The sequence below is a fragment of the Streptomyces sp. HUAS MG56 genome (genome assembly GCF_058673395.1).
The window spans coordinates 7,836,698-7,862,700 of record NZ_CM178722.1; the positions used below are offsets into that span (position 1 = coordinate 7,836,698).

Annotated in this window: 26 protein-coding genes and 3 pseudogenes; 19 read left to right on the forward strand and 10 right to left on the reverse strand. The window is 69.0% G+C overall.

The genetic code is table 11. The features are described from left to right. Positions 1–76: 76 nt before the first annotated feature. Together AC4OXY_RS36630 and AC4OXY_RS36635 are read right to left on the reverse strand one after the other, a co-directional pair. Complete coding sequence (locus AC4OXY_RS36630) at positions 77–1,348, reverse strand: IS256 family transposase (protein WP_491991204.1); 1,272 nt, start codon at positions 1,346–1,348, stop codon at positions 77–79. Between the two features lie 114 nt (positions 1,349–1,462). Continuing rightward, the gene (locus AC4OXY_RS36635; RefSeq protein WP_402072406.1) at positions 1,463–3,043 is read right to left on the reverse strand and encodes an IS1182 family transposase; all 1,581 of its coding nucleotides are present in this window, start codon (positions 3,041–3,043) and stop codon (positions 1,463–1,465) included. Between the two features lie 145 nt (positions 3,044–3,188). On the opposite strand from AC4OXY_RS36635, the pseudogene AC4OXY_RS36640 reads away from it, so the two are divergent. Next, positions 3,189–3,479 (forward strand): annotated as a pseudogene (locus AC4OXY_RS36640) (transposase); the annotation flags it as partial. A 411-nt stretch (positions 3,480–3,890) separates the two neighbouring features. Here the strand turns inward: AC4OXY_RS36640 and AC4OXY_RS36645 are convergent. Then, positions 3,891–4,496, reverse strand: coding sequence for a TetR/AcrR family transcriptional regulator (locus AC4OXY_RS36645; RefSeq protein WP_491991743.1), 606 nt, complete (start codon positions 4,494–4,496; stop codon positions 3,891–3,893). 195 nt (positions 4,497–4,691) lie between these two features. Between AC4OXY_RS36645 and AC4OXY_RS36650 the strand changes: the two genes are divergently transcribed. Continuing rightward, on the forward strand, positions 4,692–5,585 hold the full coding sequence (locus AC4OXY_RS36650; RefSeq protein WP_491994694.1) for an SDR family NAD(P)-dependent oxidoreductase: 894 nt from the start codon (positions 4,692–4,694) through the stop codon (positions 5,583–5,585). Positions 5,586–5,682: 97 nt separating this feature from the next. Next, complete coding sequence (locus tag AC4OXY_RS36655; protein ID WP_491991744.1) at positions 5,683–6,534, forward strand: IS5 family transposase; 852 nt, start codon at positions 5,683–5,685, stop codon at positions 6,532–6,534. Positions 6,535–6,798: 264 nt separating this feature from the next. Here the strand turns inward: AC4OXY_RS36655 and AC4OXY_RS36660 are convergent, their stop codons facing one another. Continuing rightward, positions 6,799–7,614: an NADPH-dependent F420 reductase gene (locus tag AC4OXY_RS36660; protein WP_491991745.1), complete on the reverse strand. Its 816-nt coding sequence runs from the start codon at positions 7,612–7,614 to the stop codon at positions 6,799–6,801. Positions 7,615–7,689: 75 nt separating this feature from the next. Here AC4OXY_RS36660 and AC4OXY_RS36665 point away from each other — a divergent pair, with 75 nt between their 5' ends. The 5 genes from AC4OXY_RS36665 to AC4OXY_RS36685 all read left to right on the forward strand — a co-directional run bounded on the left by AC4OXY_RS36665 (position 7,690) and on the right by AC4OXY_RS36685 (position 11,313). After that, entirely contained in the window at positions 7,690–8,538 is an 849-nt protein-coding gene (locus AC4OXY_RS36665) for a LysR family transcriptional regulator (RefSeq protein ID WP_491991746.1), read from the forward strand. Further along, positions 8,474–9,277, forward strand: coding sequence for a magnesium transporter CorA family protein (locus AC4OXY_RS36670; RefSeq protein ID WP_491991747.1), 804 nt, complete (start codon positions 8,474–8,476; stop codon positions 9,275–9,277). Before AC4OXY_RS36665 ends, AC4OXY_RS36670 begins: the two co-directional genes overlap by 65 nt. A 194-nt stretch (positions 9,278–9,471) precedes the next feature. After that, complete coding sequence (locus AC4OXY_RS36675; protein ID WP_376294333.1) at positions 9,472–10,008, forward strand: DUF5994 family protein; 537 nt, start codon at positions 9,472–9,474, stop codon at positions 10,006–10,008. A gap of 7 nt (positions 10,009–10,015) precedes the next feature. After that, positions 10,016–10,543 (forward strand): hypothetical protein, encoded by a 528-nt coding sequence (locus AC4OXY_RS36680; protein WP_376294335.1) that lies wholly within the window; start codon positions 10,016–10,018, stop codon positions 10,541–10,543. A 284-nt stretch (positions 10,544–10,827) separates the two neighbouring features. Then, positions 10,828–11,313 carry a DUF5994 family protein gene (locus AC4OXY_RS36685; protein WP_376294338.1) on the forward strand — a complete coding sequence of 162 codons (486 nt, stop codon included), beginning with the start codon at positions 10,828–10,830 and terminating at the stop codon, positions 11,311–11,313. Between the two features lie 38 nt (positions 11,314–11,351). Here AC4OXY_RS36685 and AC4OXY_RS36690 read toward each other — a convergent pair whose 3' ends face one another. The 4 genes from AC4OXY_RS36690 to AC4OXY_RS36705 form a co-directional block, all read right to left on the reverse strand. Then, a complete protein-coding gene (locus tag AC4OXY_RS36690) occupies positions 11,352–12,620 on the reverse strand; it encodes an ATP-binding protein (RefSeq protein ID WP_376294340.1) in 1,269 nt (422 codons plus the stop codon). A gap of 118 nt (positions 12,621–12,738) precedes the next feature. Beyond that, positions 12,739–13,602 carry a slipin family protein gene (locus AC4OXY_RS36695; RefSeq protein WP_491991748.1) on the reverse strand — a complete coding sequence of 288 codons (864 nt, stop codon included), beginning with the start codon at positions 13,600–13,602 and terminating at the stop codon, positions 12,739–12,741. Between the two features lie 150 nt (positions 13,603–13,752). After that, a complete protein-coding gene (locus AC4OXY_RS36700; protein WP_376294345.1) occupies positions 13,753–14,034 on the reverse strand; it encodes a hypothetical protein in 282 nt (93 codons plus the stop codon). Between the two features lie 10 nt (positions 14,035–14,044). Beyond that, complete coding sequence (locus AC4OXY_RS36705; RefSeq protein ID WP_491991749.1) at positions 14,045–14,734, reverse strand: DUF5994 family protein; 690 nt, start codon at positions 14,732–14,734, stop codon at positions 14,045–14,047. A gap of 379 nt (positions 14,735–15,113) precedes the next feature. On the opposite strand from AC4OXY_RS36705, the gene AC4OXY_RS36710 reads away from it, so the two are divergent. Then, complete coding sequence (locus tag AC4OXY_RS36710) at positions 15,114–15,662, forward strand: DUF5994 family protein (RefSeq protein ID WP_491991750.1); 549 nt, start codon at positions 15,114–15,116, stop codon at positions 15,660–15,662. A 347-nt stretch (positions 15,663–16,009) separates the two neighbouring features. On the opposite strand, the gene AC4OXY_RS36715 is transcribed toward AC4OXY_RS36710, so the two are convergent. Together AC4OXY_RS36715 and AC4OXY_RS36720 are read right to left on the reverse strand one after the other, a co-directional pair. Beyond that, positions 16,010–17,251 carry a PP2C family protein-serine/threonine phosphatase gene (locus AC4OXY_RS36715; RefSeq protein ID WP_376294352.1) on the reverse strand — a complete coding sequence of 414 codons (1,242 nt, stop codon included), beginning with the start codon at positions 17,249–17,251 and terminating at the stop codon, positions 16,010–16,012. 460 nt (positions 17,252–17,711) lie between these two features. Further along, a pseudogene (locus AC4OXY_RS36720) lies at positions 17,712–18,512 on the reverse strand (SRPBCC family protein); the annotation flags it as partial. Between AC4OXY_RS36720 and AC4OXY_RS36725 the strand changes: the two are divergent. From AC4OXY_RS36725 to AC4OXY_RS36770, 10 genes and pseudogenes are all read left to right on the forward strand, one after another. After that, positions 18,511–18,837: a hypothetical protein gene (locus AC4OXY_RS36725; protein WP_491991751.1), complete on the forward strand. Its 327-nt coding sequence runs from the start codon at positions 18,511–18,513 to the stop codon at positions 18,835–18,837. The pseudogene AC4OXY_RS36720 and the gene AC4OXY_RS36725 sit on opposite strands and share 2 nt — an antisense overlap. A gap of 235 nt (positions 18,838–19,072) precedes the next feature. Beyond that, positions 19,073–19,303, forward strand: a pseudogene (locus tag AC4OXY_RS36730) (IS110 family transposase); the annotation flags it as partial. A 32-nt stretch (positions 19,304–19,335) separates the two neighbouring features. Next, the gene (gene pcaDC / locus AC4OXY_RS36735) at positions 19,336–20,625 is read left to right on the forward strand and encodes a bifunctional 3-oxoadipate enol-lactonase/4-carboxymuconolactone decarboxylase PcaDC (protein WP_491991752.1); all 1,290 of its coding nucleotides are present in this window, start codon (positions 19,336–19,338) and stop codon (positions 20,623–20,625) included. Positions 20,626–20,671: 46 nt separating this feature from the next. Then, positions 20,672–21,307 (forward strand): MBL fold metallo-hydrolase, encoded by a 636-nt coding sequence (locus AC4OXY_RS36740; protein WP_491991753.1) that lies wholly within the window; start codon positions 20,672–20,674, stop codon positions 21,305–21,307. A 36-nt stretch (positions 21,308–21,343) separates the two neighbouring features. Continuing rightward, positions 21,344–22,123: an exodeoxyribonuclease III gene (locus AC4OXY_RS36745; RefSeq protein ID WP_362820772.1), complete on the forward strand. Its 780-nt coding sequence runs from the start codon at positions 21,344–21,346 to the stop codon at positions 22,121–22,123. Between the two features lie 15 nt (positions 22,124–22,138). Further along, on the forward strand, positions 22,139–22,558 hold the full coding sequence (locus tag AC4OXY_RS36750) for a DUF6278 family protein (RefSeq protein ID WP_491991754.1): 420 nt from the start codon (positions 22,139–22,141) through the stop codon (positions 22,556–22,558). A 170-nt stretch (positions 22,559–22,728) separates the two neighbouring features. Further along, a complete protein-coding gene (locus tag AC4OXY_RS36755) occupies positions 22,729–23,472 on the forward strand; it encodes an amino acid ABC transporter ATP-binding protein (RefSeq protein ID WP_491991755.1) in 744 nt (247 codons plus the stop codon). A 16-nt stretch (positions 23,473–23,488) separates the two neighbouring features. Further along, positions 23,489–24,439 carry a glutamate ABC transporter substrate-binding protein gene (locus AC4OXY_RS36760; RefSeq protein WP_491991756.1) on the forward strand — a complete coding sequence of 317 codons (951 nt, stop codon included), beginning with the start codon at positions 23,489–23,491 and terminating at the stop codon, positions 24,437–24,439. Continuing rightward, complete coding sequence (locus AC4OXY_RS36765; RefSeq protein WP_491991757.1) at positions 24,436–25,080, forward strand: amino acid ABC transporter permease; 645 nt, start codon at positions 24,436–24,438, stop codon at positions 25,078–25,080. Before AC4OXY_RS36760 ends, AC4OXY_RS36765 begins: the two co-directional genes overlap by 4 nt. Then, on the forward strand, positions 25,077–25,955 hold the full coding sequence (locus AC4OXY_RS36770) for an amino acid ABC transporter permease (protein WP_491991758.1): 879 nt from the start codon (positions 25,077–25,079) through the stop codon (positions 25,953–25,955). Before AC4OXY_RS36765 ends, AC4OXY_RS36770 begins: the two co-directional genes overlap by 4 nt. Positions 25,956–26,003 lie beyond the last annotated feature (48 nt).

The following is a 26,003-nucleotide window of genomic DNA, read 5'->3' on the forward strand; positions in this document are numbered from 1 at the left end:
ACTCATGAAGATCTTGGTGGGGGGCTGTCCGGCCGGAGGCCGGACGCGTACGGAACTTTGTGTAAGTCCTCGGATTTCACTTGGTGTTGAGCCGGTCCTCGAAGAAGAGTGAGAACTGGTTCAGTGCCTTCTTCCAGTGTGCCGCGACGTGGTTGACATCGCGTGCTCTGGGGGTGATCTGCTCGCGGACGGCGAGGTAGAGCACCTTCAGCGCGGCTTGTTCCGAGGGGAAGTGGCCGCGGTTGCGGGTGGCCTTCCGCAGCCGTGCGTTGATCGATTCGATCAGGTTCGTCGAGTAGACGACCTTCCTTATCTCCGGCGGGAAGGCGAGGTAGGGGGTGAATTCGCTCCACGCGGCCTGCCAGGTCCTCACGATCGCGGGATACCTCTGGCCCAGCTCGCCCGCGGCGAAGTCGGCGAGGGCCTGCTCGGCCGCCTGCTCGGTCGGGGCGGCATAGATGGCCTTCAGCTCCGAGACGAGCTTGGTGTGGTGCTGCTTGGAGGCGAACCTCAGCGAGGCACGGATCAAGTGGATCACACATGTCTGGACGGTGGCTTTGGGCCAGGTCGCGGTGACCGCGTCGGGCAGGCCCTTCAGCCCGTCGCAGGCCACGATGCACACGTCCTCGACGCCGCGGTTGCGGAGCTCGGACAACACGGTCATCCAGGTCGTGGCGCCTTCGCCCTCGTCGCCGGCCCACAGGCCGAGCACGTCCTTGCAGCCGTCCATGTCCACCCCGACGGCCAGGTAGACCGGCCGGGAGGCCACGGACCCGGAGCGGATCTTCACCCACAGCGCGTCGATGTAGATGATCGGCCAGACGGCGTCCAGCGGTCTGTTCTGCCATGCGTCGAGCTCGTCGGTGACGGCGTCGGTGACCTTGCTGACCAGGTCCGGTGAGACCTGGACGCCGTACAGGCCGGCCAGGTGCGAGCGGATGTCGCGCACCGACATGCCGCGGGCATACAGCGACAGGACCTGCTCGTTGAAGCCCGCAAGTCGCCTGGCGTGCTTGGGTACCAGCTGAGGCGCGAAGGACCCGTCACGATCCCTCGGAACGGCCAGCGTGACCGCGCCGGCATCGGTCAGCACCGTCTTCAGCGATGTGCCGTTGCGGCTGTTGCCCGAGCCGCGGCCCGCGGGATCGTGCTTCTCGTATCCGAGGTGATCGGTCATCTCCGCGTCCAGGGCCCGCTCCAGCACGGCCCGGGTCACCTCTGTCAGCAGCCCGCCGTCACCCAGCAGGGCTGCGCCCGAGGCGTCGGCGCGGTCCAGCAGCCGCTCGACGACCTCATCCACGAGCTTGTCCTCGGCCGGTTCGACGGCCGGGATCTCGTTGTCGTTCATGTCCGTCCGTCCCGGCTGGCCAAAGGCCCCAGGTCAGAGCCCTGACCAGCCTGTCACATCACGGACTTACACGATCTTTCAGACACGCCCCGGAGGCCGGGCAGCCCCTGTTCGCTATGCGGTGGCCGGGGCGAGTTGCCAGCTGCCGCCGGTGTGGGTGAGTCCGAGGTTGATCAGTCGGCGGAGGTTGAGAGCGGCGGCTCGGGTGTGGAGCCAGGTGTTGTTGGCGATGGTCCCGCGGTAGCGCAGGCGGCGGTTGCCGTGCTGGACGAGCCAGGCGACGGCTCGTTCGACCGGTGGTCTCCAGCGCCGGTAGTCGGCTTGCCAGTCCGGGTCGGTGGCGGCTTGGTGGCGGGCTGCGGCCTGGAGGGCGTGGTGGGGGCGGATGGTCAGGATGCGGCCGGCCTTGGCCTTGGTGCACCGCTCACGCAGCGGGCATCCGGTGCACAGGTCCTTGAAGGCGGCCTTGCGCTGGTGGTGCTGTCCGCCGGGGTCCGACAGAGGGACCGTGTGCCCGGCGGGGCAGGTCACGAGGGCGGCGGTGGTGTTGATGGTGAAGTCGTCCGGGGTGAAGCCGCCGGGGACGGCGGGCCGTAGCGGGGCGGGCTTGAAGAACAGCCGGTGTCCCGCCTGGTGGAGGGCTTGGCGCGTGTCGCCGGCGGAGTAAGCGGTGTCGCCGAAGGCGTCCACCGGGTTCTCCTCGTCGGCCAGCAGGTCCAGGCCGACGGTGGCCTCGTGGTGCTCGGTTCCGGCGCCGGGCCGCAGAGCCACGGCGGTGTATAAGCCGGTCTCGGGCTCGATGGCCAGGTGGGCTTTGTATCCGTCCTGCCGGTGGGTGCGGGTCTTGTGGATGTGGCGGGCTTCGGGGTCGACGGTGGAGACCATCCGGTCCGGCGCGGTCCCCTGGGTGATGCGCCAGCGTCCGTCGCGTCCGTCGGAGTCCTCGGCCGGCTCGACATCCTGCCCGGCGACCAGGGCCAGCAGGCCGACCGCGTTGGCCGCCTTCTCGCCCAGTTCCTGCTCGGGCAGGTGGCCCAGCAGCCTGAGTGCGTCGGTGACCAGGGCGTCGACGAGTGCGGCGCGGGCCTGTTCGTCGTTCCAGGCGATACGGGGCTTGCCGGGATCGGTGTAGTCGTGCGCGGTGCACTGCACCGCGGCCACCTCGCCGGCCCCGGGGACCTCGCGGATCACCGCGCGGACGGCGGCGATCAGCTGGGTAACGGTGTCCTGGGTGGCGACCGCGTCGTCCAGCACGGTGGAGTCCAGCGCCCGCCGGTGCTTGCCCTTCAGCACGCCGGTCGCCTTCACCACCTCCCGCACCGCCTCGAACACCCGGTTGGGCCGGGGCGAACGGGACAGCCGGCGCCGGAAGTAGGCCAGTAACGACGGATCGAACGCCATGTCATGCAAACCGAGTCCGCAGGCGGCCTTCCATCGCAGGTCACACCGCAGTTCCTGGACCGTCTCGAAGTCCGACAGCCCGTGCAGGGCCTGCAATGTGATCGCCGCGGCCAGGATCTGCGGCGGCATGCTCGGCCGCCCGTTCGCCGACGGGTACATGTCCGCGAACATCTCCGCCGGAAACAGCGCACCACGATGCTCGGCCAGAAACGCGAACACACTCCCCGCCGGGATCAACTCCCGGCAGGTCTCCCACACATCCGGCCCGACCGTCTCCCCGGCCCATTCCCCCATCACCACGAAACGAGTCTGGCCCCGCCGCTCACGCGGCGGGGCCAGAACCCCAAGATCTTCATGAGTCTTCTAGGGTCTGTGTGAGGTCGTGATCAATCTCGGGTTCTGGTCCCGTGCGGGGACAGGACCTGGTAGGACGCTGGATGTGACACGTAGGCAACTCACCGACGAGCAGTGGGAGTTCATTGAGCCGTACCTGCCGATAGGCGAGTACGGTCCGTACCCCGAGCGGCTGCGGGAGCAGTTCGAGGGGGTGATCTGGCGGTTCCGGTCCAGCGCCCAGTGGCGCGAGATGCCCTCCGAGTTCGGACCGTGGGCGACCGTCTACGGGCGCTTTCGCGTCTGGCGGGACGCCGGGGTCTTCTCCGCTCTTCTGGAAGGCATGATCGCCGAGGCCGCCCGCCGGGGACAGACGGACTTATCCCTGGTCAGCGTGGTGAAGGTGCTCTACCTCGCGGTCCGAGAGCAGATCACGCCGAAGGCGCGCGACGCCAACCACGTTGCCGCACATTCGAAAGAAGCACTGAGAGCGTCCGCCAGTAGGCGTTGCGCTGGGCTATCGGATGCGGGGCTGCGCGGGCGGGTGGATTACCGGTGGGTATGCCAGAGTCGTCGGACCAGGCTACGGACGGTGATGACGTCCGTGCTTCAGGTAGAGGACCGCATCGCCGCCGCTCGCCGGAGGCCGTGCCGCTCTGCCTCAACGCGACGATGAGCCTGAGGAACTGCACAGGGAGCGGGACCCGGCCAGGGCCGTCGGATGGCGCGCGGAGGCGGCCCTGGCGGCCTTGCGACGCATCGTTCAGCGGCCCATGGCGGAGTACAGCAGGCTACCGGTCTTCGAGTCTCAAGTCCGGATGGCAAGGGCGAGAACGGTATCGATTGCAACTTCGAAAGGACGCGTACTCCGTTGCACCTGGGCGAGTAGCAGTCCCCCTTGCAGGGTGGCGAGCATAGTGGTGGCGAGGGCGTCCGGGTCGATGCCGGGTGCGAGCTTCCCGTCGGCGTGAAGCGACCTGAGTCCCTCGCTGATGGCAGCTGACCATCGCTCGAATCCGGCGGCGATGAGGGCCCGGGCCTCGGGGTCGCTCTCGGCGAGTTGACCGCCGAGCGAACCGAGTGGGCAGCCTCCCTTTGCCTGGCCGTGCTTCACCCCGGCGATCAGCATGTCCCGCCAGGCTGCGACCCCGTCTTCACCGCTGAGCGCCTGCCGATTGTGATTGACGAGGGTGTCGGCTTGGTAGTCGATGACCGCCTGCAGGAGCTCGTTCTTGTCGGGAAAGTAGTGGTAGAGCTGCGAGCCGCTGACCTCCGCTGCCCCCTTGACGTCTTCCAGGGTGGTACCCGCGACCCCGCGCTCGTGGATCAAGGCCGCAGCCCCCTCCACGATTCGGCCCCGGACGCGCTCGCCCTTCGCGGTGAGCCGCGGCCGGTCGTTCGTCTTATTCGCCATGCAGCCATGCTAGCGATTCTGAGTTTGACAGCCCAGTCTGGCCAGGGTCAGACTGAGTTACACAACCCACTTTGAGGGCCGCGTGACTCGCCAACGCAGCACCGGTCCCGCGAAGCAGCATGAGCCGTTCACCCTGACCAGCCCCACAGAAGATGAGAGGGAATCCCGATGAGCACACTCACGGGAAAGACCGTGATGATTACGGGCGCCAACGTCGGGATCGGCAAGGAGGTGGCCCGGCAACTGGCTCTGCGACCGGAGACGGCCCGCATCTACCTGGCCTGCCGCAACCGAGACCGGGCGACAACGGCAAAGGCCGACCTCGAAGCCGCTACCGGCCGGCGCATCTTCGACATCGTCGTCATGGATGTCGCCGATCTGGGCTCGGTGCGAGCCGGCCTTGCTGCCGTCGACGGATCCGTCGACGCATTGGTCATGAACGCCGGCGTCATCGGCCCGCGGTCGATGGAGTTGACCGCCGACGGGGTCACCAACGTCTTCGCGACGAATGTTCTTGGCCACGTCGTCCTCCTCGAAGGACTCCTGACCGAGGGGCGGCTCGGCCAGGTCGCGGTCCTCGCCGGAAGCGAAGCAGCCAGGGGGCTTCCGATGTTGCGGATGAAGCGGCCGTCCTTTGCCTCAACCTCTGCCGATGAACTCGCCGCCGTCATCGACGGCAGCTACTTCGCCGACGGAAAGACCGACTTCAACCTCGCCTTCGGGCAGGCCAAGTACATCGGGGCCCTCTGGATGGCCTACCTGGCCCGCCAGCACCCCGACCGCCGCTTCATCACCGTGAGCCCCGGCGCCACCACCGGCACCCAGGCCTCCAACGACATTGCCCTACCGCTGCGCCTGGCGTCCAAGTACGTCCTGCCCGCCCTCGGGATCTCCCACAAGCTTGAGGTCGGCGCGAAGCGACTGGTCGACGGTGTCACCGACCCGACCCTGTCCAACGGCGTGTTCTACGCCAGCGCGGCCAACAAGCTGAAGGGCCCCCTGGTCGACCAAGCGGACATCTTCCCCGACTTGGCCAACCCGTCGTTTCAGGACCACGCCAACGAGGCCATCCACCGCTTCATCGTGTAGAGCGCCGGCCAGTACGCCAGAACGGAGAGGATGGCACGACGGAGACGGGTTTGATGATCATGGAGTTGCCTACGCTATGTGACCATCTGGGGGGTTCGTGTCCGTCGCGCCCGCGTCCATCATCGACCCGATCCGTGAGGAGTTCCTGAGGCTGATCCCTGCCCGGCCCGATTCGCACCCGCTGGGGTGCCACAACCCGCGGATCGCGGACGCGGTCGTGTTCGACCGGCTTGTCCTGGCGCTGGTCTCGGGGATGGGCTACGAGAGGGTCGCTGACCGGGCCTGTTCGGCGACCACGATCCGCCGGCGGCGGGACGAGTGGATCGAGGCCGGTGTCATCGGCCACCTGCTCCTCGCGGTACTGCGAGCCTACGACCAGATGGTGGGCCTGGAACTCGAGGACCTGGCCGCGGACGGGTGCATCACCAAGGCACCCTCGGGCGGCCAGTGCGCGGGGAAGTCTCCGGTAGACCGGGGCAAGCAGGGCACCAAGCGGTCCCAGCTGACCGACGGATACGGAATACCCGTGGTCACGGTGCCTGCCGCCGCGAACGTTCGCGACCACACGCTGCTCTGCGAAACCCTCGACGAGTTCACCGAGTTGACAGACCGCCTAGACCACGCCCCGCAGAACCCGGCACTGAGCCTAGATGCCGGCTACGACTACCAGCCCGTCCACACCGCCCTGGCCGAACGCGAGATCAGGCCACGCATCAGCAAGCGCGGCACGAAGACGCCAATCCAGACCGACGGCCGCTGGGTGGTCGAGCGCACAAACTCGTGGATGAACAACTTCGGCAAGCTTCGCCGCAACACCGAGCGGCGACGCGCATGCACCGAGTTCTTCCTTGCTCTGGCCACAGCCATCATCACCGTCCGTAGCCTGATCCGACGAGCCTGGTACACCCACCGGTGGGACACCCGACCGCGCAGTCCCCGCATCCGATAGCCCATCTCAACGCCTACTGGCGGACGCTCTGAACCAATTCTCCCTCTTGTTCGAGGACCGGCTCAGCGTCCAATGACCCCAAGGCACTTACGCAAGATCACAGACACGCACAGGCGCCTCGTCACCTTGTGCGGACTCGCCGGACGGTACGGCCGCATCGTTATCGGTCTGCTGGAGGAACTGCCCGGCACTTTCTGGGCCGGCCCACGGATGGACAGGAAGAGGCGCAGGCCGGCGATGATGGCGGCTTGGCGGATCGCTTGCTTACTGCATCCGGAATCCTGCGGGGCCGCGTACCGCGGCGGTGGCGAGTTCCTTGACCCGGGCGCGGGGTACGGGCACGCCGGGCGCCTGCTGGGCCCAGGCCACGACGTCCTGCACGTCGGTGAAGTCGGCCGGTGGCCGTCCCAGGTACGGGAGGGCGTAGAGCGGGGTGTTGGGTTCGCTTCGCCAGCTGTCGGCCAGTGTGCCCAGGTCCACTGTGTCGAAGCCGAGGATGTCGAGCAGGTCGGCCACCTCTTTCTTGGCATCCGGGTCGTCGCCGGACAGGGGCAGTGCGGTGCGGTCGGGGGCTCCGGCGGGGCGGAAGAGGTTCAGCAGCTGGGTGGGGCCGATGTTGTGCAGGGCCTTGACGACCCGGGCGCCGGCGAGGTGGCGCTGCACCAGTTCGCTGGAGGTCAGTTCGTTGCCGTCGAGCTCCGGGGAGCCCCAGTGGGGCGTCGGTGCGTAGTTCATGGGGTCGATCACGGTCTTGCCGGCGAGCTCCGCGCGGGGCAGCCGTGTGTGGGCGGACAGCGGCACCGATGCGAGGACCAGGTCACCGGTGCCGGCCGCTTGGGCCGGGGTGGCGGCGCGGGCCCGCGGGCCGAGCTCGGTGACGAGACGGGTCAGCGTCTCGGGGCCGCGCGAGTTGCTCAGGACGACGTCCAGGCCGGCGTCGACGGCGCGGCGGGCGAGCCCGGAGCCGACCCTGCCGGTGCCGATGATGCTGAGGGTTGTGCTGCTCACTCGTGTTCTCCGTTCGGATCTCCCGCGTGGCGGGTCCCAGGGGTGGGACCGCTCCGGCGGGCTGGTATCCATCACAACCGGAGTGACCTTGGCGAACAATGACCGGAATCCCTCACCAGCGATCACATCCGGTGATAGATCAGGAGGGTGGAACTCAGGGCGCTGCAGTATTTCGTGACCGTCGCGGAGGAGCTGCACTTCGGGCGGGCGGCGCAACGGCTGAGCATCGTGCAGCCGGCGGTGAGCCAGCAGATCTCCCGGCTCGAACGTGAGCTCGGCGTACGCCTGCTGGAGCGCACCTCACGCCGGGTGCGGTTGACCCCGGCCGGTGAACGGGTTCTCGCTGCGGCCCGCGAGACCCTCGCTGCGGCGGCCCGGGTGCGGGTGGCCGCCGGACATCCGGCGGCCGTCCTGCGGATCGGGGTGGCCTCCTGCGTCACCGCGCGCCTCGAGCGGGCGGTGGGCCGCATGCGCGAGAGCGGACGCCCTGCCGAGCCGAAACTGGTCGACCTGCCGGTTACCGCCCGCCTCGACGCCGTCCGCGACGGCGAGCTGGACCTGGCGCTGGTCTGCGGAGCGGTCACCTCGCCGGCGGTGACTGCGGTGCGTGCCTGGTCCGAGCCGCTGCACGCGGTGCTCGCACGCGACCATCCCGCCGCCCGTGAGTCCGTGGTCGGCCTGCATGACCTCGATCCCCATGGCCTGCGGCTTCCCACCCGCGAGGGCGACCCGCCGATGCACGACGCGATCCTCGCCGTACTGCCCGCGGCTCCGCTGCGCCCGCCTGCCGGGGACATCCTCAACGTGTTGTTCGAGGTGGGCCAGGATCCCGGGGGCTGGACGCTGATGCCGGCCGAGCAACTCGCCGGTACCCGCACCGAGCGGCTCGTCCAGGTGCCGCTCGACCAGCCGGTGAGCGTCGACTGCCACATTGTCACATCACTGGTCACACCCGGGTCGTGCGTGGCGTCCTACGTGGCCGCGTTCGCGGATTGAACTCCCGCCCCCGGCAGGCAGGTTCAGCCCGGACGGTGCGGAACTGTCATACAGCGAGATCGCCGTATTCCTCACCAGTCAGGCATTGATCACCGTCCGCAAGGACGACGGCCTCGACATCGAGGACGTCGTCGCCCGCTGGGACGAGAGCCCGGACCTGGCCGGCCACGGTGTCGGATTCCTGTTGCACGGCCTACTCGACCATCTCGTGGACGGGCACTTCGCTGCTGTCCAGCAACTGGACGACAGTATCGAGGCACTGGAGGGTCTGCTCTTCGCGGCCGGGCGCCGCGAGATCGAAGCTGTACAGCGCCGGGTTTTCGCACTGCGCAAATCGCTCGTCCGGTTGCGCCGCGTCGTGCTCCCGATGCGTGAGGTGGTCAACGGACTCATGCGTCCCGGCCTGCACGTGATCACCGACCCCCTCGTTCCGTACTACCAGGACGTCTACGACCACGTGCTGCGTGCCACCGAATGGACGGAATCACTGCGGGACCTGGTGGCCTCGGTCATGGAGACGAACCTCTCGGTCCAGGCCAATCGCATGAACCTGATCATGAAGAAGGTGACGAGCTGGGCCGCGATCATCGCCGTACCCACCGCGATCACCGGCTACTACGGCCAGAACCTTCCCTATCCCGGTTTCGGCCGCCAGTCCGGATTCATCACCTCGGTAGCCGTCATCGTGGTCCTGTCCGCCGTGCTGTATCTGACGTTCAAGCGCAAGGACTGGCTCTGACCGGCCCGGTACCGGGCACCGGCGACCAGGGTCCGAAGGCAGGAAAATACCTGGTCGCCCCCAGCTTTCGGGCCGGTGAGCGGAGTAGTGTGAAGAAACCGGGAGTTCTTCGCGTACCGGCTCCGCCGCGGGTGCCGTTTCCGGTGATCGACAACGCCGGGCCGCACCCACGAGCCCGGGGACAGGTCCGCGCCATGCCCGTGACCATTGACCGTACGACATCTAGCAGGCGCGCGCCGCCGCAGTCGGCTCGGCTGTCGCTGACGCCCGCGCCGGGCGGGCTGGACGGGACGTGGTGGCCTCGCTCCCGTGCCCTCACCCGTGAGCTGCCACCCTTGACAGCTGCCCTGGGCGATCTCTGGGGTCGCATCACGCGTATCGCGGTGAACCCTGCCCACTGGCCCGTCATCCCGTGTCGGGTGTCCGTCGCCGGGCGTACGGTGCACGTGGGCTGGTCCACCGAGGAGCAGGATCCGCACAGACTGACCTTCTTCTCCGCCGATGGCCGCCGGGACGTCCTGGTGATTCCGCCGGAGACCGGTGCGGATGCCGCCGCGCAGCTGATGGCGGGCGACGGCATCCCTGCCTCGGCCCGGGGGGAAGCAGCAGACAGGATCGATGCCCGGATCAGGGAAGAGGCGTGGGAGACCGACGGGGGAGCGGGTCGACCGTCGTTCCTGCCCCGGCCCGTCGGCTCGACAGGGCCTTCGCCCGCCGGTCGGCGGAGGTGAGAGAGCCATGACTGTCATCGCGGTGGCCGTGCTGCTCCTTCTGATCGCCGTCGGAGTCGTTCTGATCCACCAGCTCAATGCTCAGCACGACGAACGGATCGCTGCCTTCCACTACAGCGATGTTCTGCCGGGGATCGGGCGTCGGCCCCGCAGGCACCGTCGGTCGGCGGTGGACGCCACCGTTCCGACGAGCCCCACCGCGACGGCGACTGCGGATGACATCGACTTCGGCCCGACCGTGGGCAGTAGAGGAAGGCGCGTCATGGCGATATTGCGAGACCGGAAGACGTACCGCGAGAGGATCATGCAGGCTCTGTACCAAGCCGCCGAAGGCAATCGGCTCCTGGGCGTCGATGGGGCGCAGCTCCGCACCGACCTTGGTATCCCTGAGCAGGACATGGCCGCTGCCTGTATGTACCTGGCAGGTGAAGGTTGGGTCGTCGTGGACTGGGGGAGGGGCAACACGCCCGCGATGATCACGCTGACGCACCAGGGGATCCGGCAGATGGAGACAGAAGAGGAAGGGCGTGGCTGAGCCGCCGCGTCGGCTTCTCGGACCGAGGTGAACCTTCGCAAGTAGTGTTCATGCCGGGTTAGTCCCTTTGGCGTAACGTGGAAAGCGGGTCGGCGCACGCTCACGTGCAATGACCCGGAAGGGCGGCTCCGGCGGGTATACGCCGGAGCCGTTACCTGTTTCCGTCACGGTGCCCTGGGGCGAAGCGCTCGCGGGCGTGTGGTGCGGAGTACCGTGAGGTAGCAGGGCCGTATCGCGGTCGCACGCCCTGCGGTCGCACTGTTCTCTGCGGACGGGCGGACACCATGGCCGACTCCGACACCCCCGACCTTCCCAGGCTCCTGCCGGATGCCGTTCACCGGTCGGTGAAACCCGGGACGGCCCTGCTGCGGCTGGAGACGACACACGCACGCGAGGGAATCCTGGACGGCGCATGGTGGCCGCGGTCCCGGGACATCGGCGCCGAACTCCCCTCGCTGATCTCCGCGTTGACCGAGCACCTCGGACCTGTCAACCGGGTCGGTCTGGACGGCAGCGCCTGGGACGAACTGCCGACCCGGGTGATGATCGACGGCCGAGTCGTCCACATCGATTCCTTCCCGGTGGGTGACGACACCGTCCTCATCACCCGGGGCGACCGGGACCATTTCTCCCTGATGCTGGTCCCTCCGGACACGTCGCCCGACGCGGCACGCGCCGCGATGGCCAGGGCCGTACGGGCCGACAACGTCACCGAGGCCAAACAGATCCTCATCGATACGGCCGGCGGCATGCCTCCTGCGCCGGCCTGACACGTCCGTCGCAGATCGACTCCCCATCGGCCTGGACGCTAGATGCGGGCGTACTTTTCCGTTTGCTGGGCGAATTCCTGAGCCATGGCGGAGCTGACCGTGGGCTTGGTGTCGCGGATCGTGTCCAGGTAGTCGTCGGTGGTGGGGGTGGTCCGGGTTCCGGTGTCGAAGGTGCGCTCGAACTGGGCCTGGGAGACGGTTCGCGCCGCGTGGGCGATGTCGGCGGGGGTGAACCCCTCGCTGGCGGACGCGAGTACCGCGCTGTCGGCCCGCGCGCCCGCTCGGGCCAGGTAGCTCTCCCACAGTGCGGTTCTGGCGGTGTGGTCGGGAGGGCCGATCGGCAGCACGTAGTCGAAGCGGCCGTGCCGCAGGAACGCGGAGTCGAGCGTGGTCACGTTGTTCGTGGCACACACGAGCAGCCGTCCGTCCTGGCTTCGGAACCGGACGATCGCCTTGAGCAGTTCGTTGACGACGCCGACAGCGGTCGCGTCCGCGCCGCCGCGTTCGCCGGCGATCTCCTCGACCTCGTCGATGAAGACGAGGACGTGGTCGAGCCGGGCGATCTCGTCGAAGCGCCGGTTCAGCCCGGTCGCCAGGCCGTACTCGGCGGCCAGACGGGCGGGGAACAGTTCGAGGAAGGGCCATCCCAGGCGGCTGGCGATCGCGTGCGCGAACGTGCTCTTGCCGGTCCCGGGCGGGCCGAACAGCATCACCGCCCGTGGCAGTTCCACTCCGTGCTGGGCGGCCAGTTCGGGATGGGCCAGCGGCAGGACCAGGCGCCGCTCGATGAGCTGCTTCTCCCGCTGCATGCCCGCGACCTTCTGCCACAGTCCCCCTGCCGGCAGCTCCGCTCCGAGCGAGGACAGCGTGCCGGCCGACTGCGGGGTCACCGGCCCGCGCTTTTCGAAGAAGACCAGCCCGGGGCGGGCGCCGAAGTCGCAGTTGCGCAGGGCGGTGGCACCGGTCTCGCCCTCGGGAAGGACGGCGTGCACCGCCCGGACGCCGGCGGCGAAAAGCCGTTGCTCAAGGGCAGTGATCAGGGCACTGCCCAGCCCGCGCTGCCGCCAGGTGGGCGCCATGCAGATGCGCAGGATCCATGCCCGTTCGCCCTCCACCCTGCTCACCGCGGCGCCGATCAGCACGTCGTCGGCCGTGGCCACCACAGCCGGGTGGCGGGCCTGGAGGGCCGTCACGGCGTCCGAGAGCGGGAAGAGCGGCGGCTCCTCGGTCGTGCTGCTCTCCATGTCGACTCGGATCAGGGCTTCGAGATCGTCCTGGGTATAGTCCCTGACCCGCCAACCCGTCATGATCAGCTCCGCGTGTTCGGCTGTACTCCCATCATCAGCCGATGCCCGGAGGACGCGCGCGACAGACGTCGGCCACGAGTCCGCCCTGGCGGCACGGATCGCTCGGGCCGTAGTCGGGTCACGCCGCGGTGCCGGGCGCGTTGTCGGCCGGGCTGAGGGACTTGTCGGTGCGGCCGGTGCCGGCAGGTGGCGCTGCCGCGGCGGGTGCGGCGGCAGCGGTTTCCCGGGCGAGGAAGGAGCCGAGCTCGCCGATCGTGCTCATGAGGGGGGCCGGGAAGACGACGGTGGTGTTCTGGTCGACGCCGATCTCCACCAGGCTCTGGAGATTGCGCAGTTGAAGCGCCAGGGGGTGGGCCATCATGGTGTCCGAGGCGTCGCCGAGCGCGGCTGCGGCCAGGGACTCGCCCTCCGCGTTGATGATCTTCGCTCGCTTCTCCCGCTCGGCCTCGGCCTGGCGGGCCATGGCGCGCTTCATGGTGTCGGGCAGCTGGATGTCCTTGAGCTCGACCAGCGTGACCTGCACACCCCAGTCGACGGTGGTGACGTCGAGGATCTGGCGGATGTCCAGGTTGATACGGTCCGTCTCCGACAGCGTCTCGTCGAGCGTGTGCCGGCCGACGACCTTCCGCAGGGTCGTCTGGGCGATCTGGTTGATCGCCGCGTTGACGTTCTCGACGGCGACGACCGACTTCACGGCGTCGACGACCCGGAAGTAGGCGACCGCCGACACGTCCACGCTCACGTTGTCCCGGGTGATGATGCCCTGGGACTGGATCGGCATGGTGACGACCCGCAGCGACACCCGGTGCAGGGCGTCGACGAACGGGATGATGAACCGCAGCCCCGGGGAGCGCGTTCCGGCGAGTCGGCCGAAGCGGAACAGCACTCCCTTCTCGTACTGCTTGACGACCTTCACGGACAGGGCGAGGCCCAGGACGGCCAGCAGGCAGATCAGGACGATGGGAACGATCAGGGCTTGCATGTGCTGCTCCTCGGTACGAGGACCACGTGGGGCGGGGACCCGCCGGTCAAGATCCCTGCACGTGCCTGCGCCGGTTCGTGAGGCAGGTCCGAAACCCGTCGGTACGGGCCGCGCCGACGGTCGGTGCGCGGGGCCGGGGACATCGCCTCGTCACCCGTGGTGAGTGGTGCGGTCGCGGCGGCGGCGCGGTGGGAAGCGGCCGCGGCCCCCGTCACGGTGGTCACGTCGTTCGTCGACGGCCGGCGACTTGGACAGTGGTGGTCCTGCAGGGGGACGTGCCCCGTCGGTGCCGTGGCGCGGGCCGCCGGGCAGGGCGCGACTGTACCGGTGCAAGGCGATCCTTTCCGCGTGCTCGATGTCGAGCCGGTGGATCACGATTGCCGCCGCTGCGATGAGGACCAGGAGGCTGCCGGTCGTCAGGAAGGTGTTCATGGCGACTGTCTCACATGCCGATGATCAGGCGACTGACGCGACCGGTCTGTGCCGGAACGGCCGCAGAGGAGGGGCTGCCCTCGTACTTCCCTGCCTCGTCCGGTTCGAGTGGTCGGTCGGCAGCGGAGACTGCGCGCCGGGTCTCGTCCGCGCCGATGAGAGCGCTTGCGGTCAGCGGCGGACCGTCGCAGTCGGACGCGGCCGCCATCAGGCGGGCCGCCGACTCCGCTCCGGTCTCGGGCGGGATGACCAGCAGATCCCAGCGACCGGTGCCGTAGGAGAGCAGCAGCAGCTTGTGCGGGTCGATCTCCGGGGTGAACCAGCCGACCTTGACGACATGACCGCCCACGGGAATCTCGTGCGGGATGACCGGCCAGGACTTCGGGTTGACGGCGATGCGGGTGATGCGGCCCCACAAGGCGTCCAGGACTTCGGTCAGTGCGGGCAGCTCGCTCAGCAGGTCTCGGGAGCGGGGCCACCAGGCACCGTCCAGGAGGCCGCGCGACGTGCCGTCGGCCTTCAGGGCGAGACGTGCGGCCGGGGCTGCGGCGGGCTCGTGGTGTGGCAGGGGTTGGTGCAAGGTCGCCGACATGATGCGGACCCGTCTCCGGGCCGCCTTCGCGGCGGCCCGGGTTTCATCTCTCGCCGAGAACGACCCGTCGTGGAAGCCGGTGTGCGAAATGCCCTCGGTGTTGTCCACGGTACTCCGCACACGCCGGGGCGGTTGAGGAGGCGACGCCGCACTCCGTGAAGTGGCTGTCGATACCGGCGGGGGCGCGCTGCGGGTGCCGGGGCATGACGTATGCCGGTTGCCGGACCGGTCTCACGCCCGACGGCCCGCATGCCCTGGCCCAGCACTCCTCGGCTGCCCTGGCCCGGCACTCCTCGGCTGTGTTACATGGGAGGTGTTCCTCGTGTTCCGTTCAGCCCATCGCTCTCCATCAGTCCGCCGGGCCTCGGCGAGGAGTATCCTGGTGATTACCGAGAGCATCTCGTACACCGGCTTCAACGCTGACGTCGTTCTCGGCGATTCACGACAACCGGGCCGGCCGTGACCGGCCCGGGGTTGGGTCCGCGCCATGACCGCGACCATTCCGTTCACGCCCGCAGTCGAAGGCTGGGCTCCTTCTTCGTCACCGCTTCGACTCACCCTGGCGCGGGCCGGCGCCCCTCCGGCCCTGATCGACGGTGCCTGGTGGCCCCGTTCGCGCAACCTGACGGAGCAGCTCCCGGCGCTCGTCGAATGTCTCGACCCGCTGTGGGGGCGGATCACCCGGGTAGCGGTGAGCCGCACGTTCTGGCCGGTCATTCCAGGAGAAGTGCCCGCGCATGGCCACATGGTGCGCGTCGGCTGGTCCAACGCCGGGCAGGACCCGCACGAGTTGTTGCTGCTGTCCTACACCTTCGGCCGCTGGGACCTGCTGGTGATTCCACCGGAGACAGACCCGGCCACCGCGGCCCGGCTCATGGTCACGGCCACCGACCCGTCACGGAACCTCACGGCGAGCGGCCTGATGCATGAGGCCGAAAGCTTCCGGGCCATGGCAGAGGACGAGGCCGACTCGGACTCGATACGGGAGGCGGTCTGGGAATCCGAAGGCGGGCATGACGCCCGCCGCCCGACGTGATTCAGCTGTTCACGCGCCACGACGATCGCACGGCGACCTTGCCCCCCTGACCATACCCGGCTGTGGCGGCTCCGGTCGTGGCACCGAACCGAGAAGTGCCACCCCGCACATCCGGCCCAGCCTGCACAACGGCTCAGGGGAAGGGGGCTCCTGCGTAGGACGCATGCCATGAGGAAACCGGTCGGACCTGCGCCTGGAACGCAGGCTGCCGAACCGGCCGTTGGCCTCTCTGCACGAGAGCACGACCGTGCAGGAAGGCGCAGGAAGAGCCGCGAATCCAGTCCGTGTAGCGTCACCCGGCCGGTCTCCTGAACCGAGCCGCCATTTATGGTGGTTTGAGAGCCGCCTCACTCCAGGAGAGCGAGGTGGTCGGCGGCGTCCCCGCGCCATTCGATCAGGAAGAGGGTCGCGTCGTCGCTGGTACGGCCGCCCCGTTGCTGCTTCAGAGCGTGGGAGAGTGCGCGCACCACCGCGCGTACTCCCTTCTCTGTGTGTTCGATGCGGTTGACCCAGTGGATGAGTTGCTCCTCGCCGAACTGCTCTTCACCGGCTTCGTGCTCCTCGATCAGGCCGTCGGTGAAGCACAGCACCCTGTCGCCGTGTTGGAGCATCTGCTCGCAGATCTGGGGCTCTTCACCGCCGAAGCCGACCGGCAAGGTGGTCGGGCCTGTCAGTTGCCGCACGACCTGGTGGTTGCGGATCAACAGCGGTGCGGGGTGGCCCGCGTTGACCCACTGCAGGTGGCCCGTCGCGATGTTCAAGCGCATCATCTGCGCGGTGACGAAGTGCTCGGGCCCGAACTGCGCCGCGATGGCCCGGTCCATGAACGCATAGATCTCGGAGAGGCCGATGTCGGCACGTCTGGCGTGCCGGTAGGCCCCGACGGCGACGGTCGCCATCGTGGCGGCGTCCAGGCCATGGCCCATCGCATCGACGATGGCCAGGTGCAGGATGTCCTCGTTGAGGGCGTAGTCGAAGCTGTCGCCTGCGACGCTGTAGACGGGCTCCAGGATTCCGGCCACTGCTGCCTGTGGGACGGACATCGCCAGCGGCGGCAGCAGGGACCACTGGATCTCCGCTGCCACACTCATCGGTTCGCGGCGCCGGGCGAAGAAGAACTGGTCGGTGTAGCTGTGCTTGGTGACCAGCATGTAGGCGACCAGACTGGCGAGCCTGCGCAGCAGCCGACGGTCGTCGTCATCGACGGTGTCCAGGGTGAGGGCCATCACTCCCACCTGGCCGCTGCCGTCCAGCAGCGGTAGGTACATCCGGACGCCGTCGGGCTGCGGTACCTCGACAGTGGTCGCCTGCAGGAAGGCGGTGCCGGCGGGAGAGCCGCCGATCGGCTCGGGCTCGCCGACCATCAGCCGCCGACCCGGCAGCGGCACCAGCACCAGCTGGCCGTAGTCCTGCAGCAGGATCGACACGTCGCGACCACCGACCGTGGCCACCTCGTCCACGACCAGCGGGGCGATCAGCTGCGGCGGCATTTCGTGTGCCCGGTCCAGCAGCACCCCCAGCAGCCGCTCACCGAACCCTTCCGAACGGTCCGTCATGCTGTTGTCCGGTCGCCGCTCACCTTGTGCCATGGCCGCGCTCTCGTACCGGTGTCCTCGAAGTCTCGGTCATCATGTTCCTGCCGGCCTCGTGCCGCGGATGCAGCGCCGCCCCGACACGCTCGGGGGCCGTCCGGCGGTCACAGCCGATCCGCTCGACCCTCTCACGTGATCTGTACACACGGGCTCCCGACACGACCGTGATCAGCCCCTCCAGAGTGACGCAGCCGACCAACCCAAAGTGCCCATTACGTCAAACGTGGCATGTCACATGTGATCAGGACGGATGGCTTTCAACCAGGTTGCCGCCGTGAGGCCGGTCAGCCTGAGCCACGCCACTCGATCAGCAGGAGCGTCGTGTCGTCCGTCGTGGTCCCGCCCCGCGCCCGTTGCAGCATGTGGGAGAGGGAGCGAGCCACCGTCCGGATCTCCTGCGCCCCTGGGTTCAATGCGGTTCACCCGGCCGATGAGCTGTCCCTCCGCATCAGCGCTCGTTCCCGTCGTCTTCTTCGTCGTACTCCTCCTGGTCCTCGTCCTCCCCTGTTGCTTCCTCCTCTTCCAGTGCCTCCTCATGGCTGCGGACCACCTCGCCGTCGCGGATCTCTCCGCGCCAGCCCTCGACTTCCTCGTCGGCGAACGTGACGTAGCGCTGGAAGTTCTTGAAGTCCAGCCGCGAACGCCAGCCTTGGGCGCGCCACAGGTTGCCTGTTTTCTCGAAGAAGCCCGAGGGGTAGTGCTCGACGACGAGCACGATGCGCGTCAGGTCGGGCGTGAGTTCGTGGAAGCTGACACAGCCGTGAGTGGTGCCTGTCGCGCCCTCGGAGCTCCATACGATGCGCTCGTCCGGCACCTGCTCCTCAACTGGTGCCTTCCAGCCCCGAGCCGACGGACCGACCTTCATCTTCCAGGTGCTGGCGACCTCGTCGTTCTTGGACACACTGCGTACGCCCTTGGTGAGGCCGCTGAACTACTCGTACTGGGTCCAGTAGTTGTACGCCGTGCGGATCGGGACACCCACGTCGAGTACTTCGATGATGTTCACGACCTTGGTGCTGCCGGCCTTGCCGCCGCCCCCTCCGCCGAAAATGCCCTTGACCTTGCCCATCACGTTGTCCTTGAGCCCCTTGGCCTTCTGACCCACGAATGCCTTCAGCGGGGAGTCGCTCTGGAGCATCCGACCGCCGACGCCGGCGAGATGTCCTACCTGAGCACCGAGGTAGTCGACGAGTGGTTCGTGCAGCAGGTCCAGACCCGAACTCTCTTCGTGGTCGGTGTCACGCACTTTGCCGGACATGACCTACCTCCGCCGTGCGGTGGTCTTCTTGGCAGCGGTCTTCCGCGCCGGGGCCGTCTTCCTGGCCGGGGCCTTCTTCGCGGTCGCCCTCTTCGCCGAAGTCTCCTTGGCAGTGGGCCTCCTCGCAGCGGCCTTCTTGGCGTGCGGCGAAGACTTCTTGGCAGCCTTCTTCGCCGCTGCCTTCCTGGCCGGGGAGCCTGTGCGCTGCGGTCTTCTTCGCAGGGGCCGCCTTCCTTTTTCAGGAGCAGCCTTCTTGGCGGCCGCCTTACGGGGAGCGGGGGCGTCCGGGCGCTTCCTCGCCGCGGTTCCCGTCCGCCGACGGTGACGCTGTGGCGGTTCCTCCTCGGCCTTTTCCTCAGCTTCTTCCTCTTCGGGTTCCTCCTCCGGCTCTTCTTCCTCCGGTTCCTCCTCCCCCTCTTCCTCCTCGTAACGCCCCTCGCCTTCCTCCGGCTCCTCCTCGTACTCCTCTTCGTCCTCTTCCTCTTCGTCCTTTTCCTGGTCTATGCGTTGCGTCCGCTCGCGGAGCGAGTCGGCGAGGTCAGTGAGGCGCCGATCGGCAGGGTCGTCGGCAGTTCCGTCGTCTCAACCGTGGCGGCGATCGTCAGGCCAATGCCGCGCTGCATCGCATCGTGTTCACCCGCCTGCGGGTCGACCCGCGCACCCGGGACTACTACGAGCGCCGGATCAAGGAGGGCAAGACCCGTCGCGAAATCGTCCGATGCCTCAAACGCTACGCGGCCCGAGAGGTCTTCCACCTGGTCAGACAGCCACAGTCAGGACCCCGCTCATAGGGGCTGTCGTGACAGATGAGAGGCTCGGGCGGGTGAGCGAGACACCACCGAACACCCTGCAATACCGCTTTGACGGGCCAGAAGACGCTCCTGTCCTGATCCTGGGTCCCTCACTGGGTACCACATGGCACATGTGGGACCGGCAGGTGCCGGAACTGACCAAGCAGTGGCGGGTCTTCCGGTTCGACCTGCCCGGGCACGGCGGCGCCCCCGCTCACCCGGCGGGTTCCGTCGCCGAGCTGACCGGCCGGCTGCTGGCCACGCTGGACGCGGCCGGCGTGCAGCGGTTCGGGTACGCGGGCTGTGCGCTGGGCGGCGCGATCGGGCTGGAGCTCGCGCTGCGCCACCCGGAGCGGCTCGCCTCGCTGGCGCTGGTCGCCGCCTCGCCCCGGTTCGGGACCGCCGACGAGTTCCGCCAGCGCGGCGTGATCGTCCGGACCAACGGGCTCGACCCGATCGCGCGTACCTCCCCGGACCGCTGGTTCACCGGCTCCTTCGCCGCCGCCCAGCCCGCGATCACCGAGTGGGCGGTGCAGATGGTCCGCACCACCGACCCCGGTTGCTACATCGCCGCCTGCGAGGCCCTGGCCGCCTTCGACGTCCGTGCCGAGCTGGGCCGGGCCGGCGCGCCGACCCTCGTGCTGGTCGGCTCCGACGACGGTGTCACCGGGCCCGCCGAGGCCCGCACCCTGGTCGCCGGCATCCGGGACGCCCGGCTCGCGGTCGTCCCCGGCGCCTCCCACCTGGTCCCCGTCGAACAGCCGGCCGCCCTCACCGACCTGCTGGTCCACCACTTCTCCACCGCCTGGCAGCAGCCGTACGACACCGGTCAGACGGCCCTGCCGAGCCTCGCCGCCCTGCCCGTCCCGGTCGCGCCGCCGCCGGTCGTGCCGGTCGCCGAGATCGCGCCGGCCCCCGTGCCGGCCGCGCTGCCCGCGCCGGCCGACCGGTACGAGACCGGGCTGAAGATCCGCCGCGAGGTGCTCGGCGACGCGCACGTGGACCGGGCGCTGGCCGCGGCCGACGCGTTCTCCGGGGACTTCCAGGACTTCCTCACCCGCGTCACCTGGGGCGAGGTCTGGGACCGGCCGGGCCTGGACCGCCGCACCCGCAGCTGCATCACGCTGACCGCGCTGGTCGCGGGCGGCCACCTGGAGGATCTCGCCTCCCACACCCGGGCGGCGCTGCGCAACGGCCTCACCCCGGACGAGATCAGGGAGGTGCTGCTGCACACGGCCGTGTACTGCGGGGTGCCGGCCGCGCACCGCGCCTTCCGGGTGGCCCAGGGGGTCATCGCGGAGGAGACCACGCCCGACGCGTGAGGAGCCGGGTGACCGCCGGGCCGCCGCAGGCGGCAGGATGGCGGGCATGAAGCTCACGAAGAAGTCCCACGCCTGCGTCCGCCTGGAGAAGGACGGGCGGACGCTCGTCATCGACCCCGGCGGCTTCAGCGAGGCGGACGCGGCCGTCGGCGCGGACGCCGTCCTGGTCACGCACGAGCACCCGGACCACTTCGACGAGGGCCGGCTGCGCGCCGCCCTGGAGGCGAACCCGGCCGCCGAGATCTGGACGCTGAGGTCCGTGGCGGAGCAGGTCGCGGCGGCCTTCCCGGGCCGGGTGCACACCGTCGGCCACGGCGACACGTTCACCGCGGCCGGCTTCGACGTGCAGGTCCACGGCGAACTGCACGCCGTGATCCACCCGGACATCCCGCGCATCACCAACGTGGGCTATCTGATCGACGACGGCAGGGTCTTCCATCCCGGCGACGCCCTCACCGTCCCCGACCGGGCGGTTCAGACGCTGATGCTTCCCGTGATGGCGCCCTGGAACAAGATCTCCGAGGTCATCGACTACGTCCGCGAGGTGCGCCCGCAGCGCGCCTACGACGTCCACGACGCCCTGCTCACCGATCTCGCCCGGCCGATCTACGACCGCCAGATCGGCACCCTGGGCGGCACCGACCACCTGCGGCTGGCCCCGGGAGCCTCGGCGGAGCTCTGAGGCCCGTTGTCAGAGCCTGCGGGTAGGTTGTGGGACATGCGCATCGCAACCTGGAACGTGAACTCGATCACCGCCCGCCTCCCGAGACTGCTGGCCTGGCTGGAGAGCAGCGGCACCGACGTGCTCTGCCTCCAGGAGGCCAAGGTCGCCGAGGAGCAGTTCCCGTTCGACCCGCTGCGCGAGCTGGGCTACGAGGCGGCGGTGCACGCCACCGGCCGGTGGAACGGCGTGGCGGTGCTCTCCCGCGTCGGCATCGAGGACGTGGTCAAGGGCCTGCCCGGCGACCCCGGGTACGACGGCGCGAGCGAGCCGCGCGCCCTCTCGGCGACGTGCGGCCCGGTCCGCGTCTGGTCGGTGTACGTGCCCAACGGCCGCGAGGTGGACCACCCGCACTACGCGTACAAGCTCCGGTGGTTCGAGGCCCTGAAGGCGGCCGTCGCCGGTGACGCGGGCGGCAGCCGCCCGTTCGCCGTCCTGGGTGACTACAACGTGGCGCCGACGGACGACGACGTCTACGACACGGCCGCCTTCGAGGGCCTCACCCACGTCACTCCCGCCGAGCGCGCCGCCCTCGCCGCGCTGCGCGAGACGGGCCTGGACGACGTCGTGCCCCGCCCGCTGAAGTACGACCACCCGTACACCTACTGGGACTACCGCCAGCTCTGCTTCCCGAAGAACCGCGGCATGCGCATCGACCTGGTGTACGGCAACGAACCCTTCGCCAAGGCGGTCAAGGACGCGTACGTCGACCGTGAGGAGCGCAAGGGCAAGGGCGCCTCCGATCACGCGCCGGTGGTGGTCGACCTCGACGTGTGATGCCAGGCTGGGGCCATGAACCTTCCGTTCCTGGGCCACCGGCACAAGAAGAACGGCGAGGCGGCGCTGCCGGCCGACCCCGAGTCGGTCACCGCGCTGCTGTCCGAGTGCGAGCTGCTGCGCGCACAGGCGGATCGGGCGGGTGTCCGCCTCGACGACACCCCGGCCTCCCTGGAGGCCCTGGACCAGATCGTCCCGCGCTGGCGCGACGACACCGAGACCCTGCCCGGGCTCGGCCATGACGCGGGGCTCTATCTGGGCACGGTCGTGGTGCGCACCGTGCCCGGCGCCCGCTGGCGGATCCGCCCCGGCGGGGAGCCCGTCGTCCTCCTGTCCTCCGGCCGGGAGATCGAGGTCGCGGACGCCGGCCAGGAGTGGGCGGCGAGCGGTGTCCCGGAGCTGTCCCAGCTGTACGCCGAGATCGCCGAGAGCTGAGCCGGTTCCTGCCGCCGGTCCCCGCCGTCGGCACCCGCCCCTCTCGCACCACCACCCCATACGCGGTAAATACGGCTAATGCCCGAAAAGTGCGTGTCGTCCCTCGACTCCGCTGGCGTCTGGATAGGTTGCGGCAACCACGACACAGCTGAGAGTGAGTAGGGCTGCGGATGGCCGTCGATCCGTTGATCGAACTGCTGGGCGTCAACAAGTACTACGGGGAACTGCATGTCCTGCGGGACATCGACCTCACCGTCGGCAAGGGAGAGGTGGTCGTGGTCGTCGGCCCGTCCGGGTCGGGGAAGTCGACGCTGTGCAGGACGATCAACCGGCTGGAGACCGTCGAGTCCGGCACCATCACCCTCGACGGCGAGCCGCTGCCCCAGGAGGGAAAGGCGCTCGCCCGGATGCGCGCCGAGGTCGGCATGGTCTTCCAGTCCTTCAACCTCTTCGCCCACAAGACGGTCCTCCAGAACGTCTCCCTCGCCCAGGTCAAGGTCCGCAGGCGCACGAGGGACGACGCCGACCGGCGCTCGCGTGAACTCCTCGACCGGGTCGGCCTGCTCGCGCACGCCGTCAAGTACCCGGCGCAGCTCTCCGGCGGCCAGCAGCAGCGCGTGGCCATCGCCCGCGCCCTCGCCATGGACCCCAAGGTGATGCTCTTCGACGAGCCCACCTCCGCCCTCGACCCGGAGATGATCAACGAGGTGCTGGAGGTCATGCGGACGCTCGCCCGTGACGGCATGACCATGGTCGTCGTCACCCACGAGATGGGCTTCGCCCGCGCCTCCGCCAACCGGGTCGTCTTCATGGCCGACGGCCGCATCGTCGAGGACCGCACCCCGGAGGAGTTCTTCACCGCCCCGCGCAGCGAGCGCGCCAAGGACTTCCTCTCCAAGATCCTCAAGCACTGACCGGGGGAGCGCGACCGTGATCCGTACCACCCGTGTGCCCCGCGCCCCGGGCGCCGCCCTCGGTGCTGTCCTGTGCGGTGCGCTCGCGCTGCTGGCCGCCGCCTGCGGCAAGGAGGGCAGCCCGCCGAGCAAGGGCCCGGCGGCCGACAGGCTCCCGCACTACCGGGTCGACCGGAGCTTCAGCCTGCCCGCCTCCGGCACCTGGAACCGGGCGAAGCGGCGCGGCTATTTCGTCGTCGGCGCCAAGGAGGACCAGCCCTACCTCGGCGAGAAGGACCCGGCGACCGGCACCTACTCCGGCTTCGACATCGAGATCGCCAGGATGATGTCCGCCTCCCTCGGCCTCGCGCCGCAGTCGGTGCACTTCAAGACCATCGCCTCCGCCAACCGCGAGACCGCCCTGCAGAACGGCCAGATCGACTACTACGTCGGCACATACACCATCAACGCCAACCGCAAGAAGCTCGTCGGCTTCGCCGGGCCCTACTTCATGGCCGGCCAGTCCCTGCTGGTGCGCAAGGACGAGAACGCCATCCACGGCCCCGGCGACCTCGACGGCAGACGCGTCTGCTCGGCCGCCGGCTCCACGCCGTACCAGCGCATCCAGGCCGACTACCCGAGGGCCGTCCTGGTCGGCTACGACACCTACTCGGTCTGCGTCGACAACCTGCTCACCTATCAGGTCGACGCGGTCACCACCGACGACGCCATCCTCATCGGCTACACGGCCAAGGCCCCCGACGAACTCAAGGTCGTCGGCAAGCCGTTCTCGAAGGAGCCGTACGGCATCGGCGTCCCGCGCGGCGACGACGCCCTGCGCTTCGCCCTGAACGACGCCCTGGAGGCCCGGCAGCACAACGGCGACTGGAAGAAGGCGTACGAGGCCACGCTCGGCCTGTCCGGCGTACCCGCCCCCCACCCGCCCCCGATCGACCGCTACCCGGCGCCCGGTGCGAGGACGGCATGAACGTACTGACCGACAACTTCTCCCTCTACGGCAGGGGTTTCCTCGGCACCGTCGAACTCACCGTCTACGCCGGGCTGCTGGCGCTGGCGCTGGGCTTCCTGATGGCGTCCTTCCGGGTCGCCCCCGTCGCCTCCCTGCGCGTCTTCGGCACCGTGTGGGTCACCGTGCTGCGCAACACCCCGCTCACCCTGCTGTTCTTCGCGGTGGTGCTCGGCCTGCCCCGGTTCGGACTCGTGCTGCCCTTCCAGGTGTTCGCCGTCCTCGCCCTCGGCTGCTACACCTCGGCGTTCATCTGCGAGGCCCTGCGATCCGGCATCAACACCGTGCCCACAGGACAGGGCGAGGCGGCCCGCAGCCTCGGCATGACCTTCGGGCAGACCCTGAACCTGGTCGTGCTGCCCCAGGCGTTCCGCTCGGTGATCTCGCCGGTCGGCTCCACCCTCATCGCCCTCGCGAAGAACTCCGCCATCGCGGGCGCGTTCAGCGTCACCGAACTGCTCGGCACCTACAAGACCCTCAACGAACTGGGCTACAACATCGTCTGGACCTTCGTCTGGATCGCCCTCGGCTACCTGATCATCACGCTCGCCGTCAGCGCGCTGTTCCACGCGCTGGAGCGCACCTGGGGAGTCGCCCGATGACCGGCACCACCGCCCTCTACGACATCCCGGGCCCGCGCACCAGGCAGCGGCACCGCCTCTACGGCGTGCTGGCCGCCGCCGTGCTCCTCGGCCTGATCGCCTGGATCCTGTATCTGCTGTCCGACACCGGCCAGTTCACGTACACCAAGTGGATGCCCTTCGTGTACAAGGGCATCCAGGAACTGCTGCTGCGCGGCCTCGGCAACACCCTGAAGGCCTTCGTCATCGCGGCCGCACTCTCCCTGGTGCTCGGCGCGGTGCTCGCCGTCGGGCGGTTGTCGGACCACCGGCCGGTGCGCCTCGTGGCCGCGGTCCTCGTGGAGTTCTTCCGCGCCATGCCCGTCCTGGTGATGATCTTCTTCATCTTCGTGGCGCTCAAGGCGCAGCCGCTGACCGCGCTCGTCGCCGGACTCACCCTCTACAACGGCTCGGTGCTCGCCGAGGTCCTGCGCTCGGGCGTGAACGCCGTCGAACGCGGCCAGCACGAGGCCGCGTTCGCGCTCGGCATGCGCAAGACGCAGGTCATGACGCACGTCCTCGTCCCGCAGGCCGTGCGCGCCATGCTGCCCGCCGTCATCAGCCAGTTGGTGGTCGCCCTGAAGGACACCTCGCTCGGCTACCTCATCACCTACGAGGAGTTCCTCCATGCCGGGAAACTGATCGCCTCCAACCTCGACTACGATTTGCCGTTCATCCCTGTGGTGATGGTGATCTCGCCGATCTACATCGGGATGTGCATGCTGCTCTCGTGGTGCGCCGTCCGGGTGTCCCGCCGTGAGCAGCGCAGCCCCAAGACCGAGGCGGTGGCTCTCGCCACACCGGGTCCTGGGGCGCTGCTGCCGGGCGGGGAGCCCCCCACGGTCCCGAAACCCTAGGAGGGGCGGCAGTTCACACGGGCCAGGCTCGTCCGGCGGCAGCCGGAG